3 protein-coding genes are annotated in these 2,117 nt (G+C 51.6%); 2 read left to right on the top strand and 1 reads right to left on the bottom strand.

The features are described 5' to 3' along the window. The first annotated feature begins 229 nt into the window (after nt 1–229). Nucleotides 230–535: a hypothetical protein gene (locus AC2VLY_RS14670; RefSeq protein WP_010637263.1), complete on the top strand. Its 306-nt coding sequence runs from the start codon at nt 230–232 to the stop codon at nt 533–535. Nucleotides 536–542: 7 nt separating this feature from the next. On the opposite strand, the gene moaC is transcribed toward AC2VLY_RS14670, so the two are convergent. Further along, nucleotides 543–1,037 (bottom strand): cyclic pyranopterin monophosphate synthase MoaC, encoded by a 495-nt coding sequence (gene moaC, locus AC2VLY_RS14675; protein WP_486922530.1) that lies wholly within the window; start codon nt 1,035–1,037, stop codon nt 543–545. A gap of 59 nt (nt 1,038–1,096) precedes the next feature. On the opposite strand from moaC, the gene AC2VLY_RS14680 reads away from it, so the two are divergent. Next, nucleotides 1,097–2,117, top strand: a 1,021-nt coding sequence (locus AC2VLY_RS14680; RefSeq protein ID WP_486922531.1) for a phosphate/phosphite/phosphonate ABC transporter substrate-binding protein, incomplete at its 3' end; no start/stop codon positions are given.

The raw sequence follows: 2,117 nt of genomic DNA on the forward strand, positions 1-2,117 counted from the left end.
GTACTTGATTTCCTGCTTGCTGTGGTCTTCAAATTCCATAACCGTAGCCATATTTGTACCTCGCGCCTGGCTGCAACAAATCGGGGACATCCCGTTATCGCCGAAATCTTGGCGGAGCGTGCCTGATAAAGCAAGTCAGCGTTTTTGATTTTGTAATAAGTAGTCCTTATTTGCTTTGTGGTAGGGACGATGATTAGTTTAGTGGCGCTTAGTCCAAGGAGATGCATTCATGATTCGCAACGATTTCAAAGAACATTCCCGCATTACCGTGACCTGGAAGGATAAGGAAGGTAAATTGCGCCCCGGTAATTTCTACGTATATGCCCTGCTCAAGGATGCCATGATCGTTCGGGCCACCGACAAAGATGGCCTGCTGCGCAAGCTACCCTATGGAGATGTGCTGCGCGTGGTGAAATTCCAGGATGTAGCTCCGCAGGATCGTTACATGATTCCAGATGAAATTCTTAAGGAAGCCAGCTGGAAAGATACGGATGTCATGATGCGGTATAGCTCCAGCCCGCATCGCGGCAAGTAGTTGAAGTTTACGAGCGGGCCTCTCTTGCCCAGAGGCCCGTCTTGCCGCCTTCCTTTTTAAGCAGGCGGATGTCACTGATGATCATACCCCTGTCTATTGCCTTGCACATATCGTATATGGTCAGCAACCCAACAGATACGGCAGTTAATGCTTCCATTTCCACGCCGGTTTGCCCTGCACAGTGTACTTCCGCACGACAAACAATGCGGGTGGGGTCAGTTTCAGGAATAAGGTCCACCTGAACAGCCGTCAAGAACAATGGGTGCGCCAAAGGGATCAGCTCCCAGGTTCTTTTTGTGGCCTGGATGGCGGCTATTCTGGCAATTCCGAGCACATCACCTTTGCGAATCTGCCCTTCGGTAATGTGGTCGAAGGTGCTTTCTGACATGTTGATTTCGCCTTCTGCAATGGCGATCCGCGTACTCACTGCTTTGGCGCCAACATCGACCATGTGGGCTTCGCCCTGCGCATTAAAATGATTCATACTTTCAGGAACCGACATGAATCTGGCACTCCTTTTGCTTACAATTTGAACCTATCCGAACGGCTCTGGAATTTCTTATGAATACCAAAAGACAGCTCTGGCTGTGGATGATTCTCTGTTGTTTCACCTTGCCAGCGCAAGCCGATTTACGCTTTCTGCTGCCCCCAGTCAGCAGCCCGGCAGTCATGTATGCCGCATTCACACCGCTGGCCAACTATTTAAGTCACGCCATTAATCAAAAAATCACACTGAGCTTCAGTGCCAATCTACAAAGCTTTTACAATCAGGCCGACCAAAAGACTCCGCAAATGGTGTTTTTTTGTCCTATTGCTTACATCCGCAGTGCCCATCAACAGGCTTACTACCCTCTCGCCGGGGTGATTCCCACTCCCGGCGGAAACCATAGTGTTATTGTCGTGCGCCGTAACAGCCCCATCCACAACGTGTTACAACTCAGGAACCGCAGCTTTGTCATGGGGGATCCTGCCTGTGCGGCATCCTCGCTGGTACCCTTGTCCATGTTTCGTGAGCTGGGGATGACTCCCAAAAGTTTTAGTATTTTTCGGCAAAGTGGATCAGACCAGAGTGCGCTCATGGATGTGGCTGCGCGTTTTTACGATGCTACGGCGGTTGCCAAAAACGTGGCAGCACCCTATATCCATTCCGGAACCCTGCGCGCCATTGCCGATGCCGAGGTAGGCCCCGGCGACCTGCTGGCGGCCTCCGCCGGTGTGCCCGCCAGCGTCCGCACGAAACTCACCGCCGCTTTGCTGACAGCAAAAATGCAGGATCACGCCAGTATTCAGGCTCTTGGCAGTCTGGCAGCAGGATTTAAAGCCGTTAATGATGGAGATTACAATGCGCTTCGCACGCTTTATCAAGAAATACACGGTGTCAAACTGCTTCCCAAAGTGCCTCAAGAAGCCATGACCTTGGGAATCCCGCCCACTTTCACACCAATAGCGGCATACCGCATTTTTGCCCCGCTGCAAAAGGCGTTAAATGAAGCCACGGGACTTCCTGTGCAGCTGGTCATTCCCCATAACGAACAGAGTTTTGTCGCCGATGGGCGCGCTGGCAAATTTGACTTCGCCCTGC

Source organism: Acidithiobacillus sp. TH-A36, assembly GCF_057473445.1.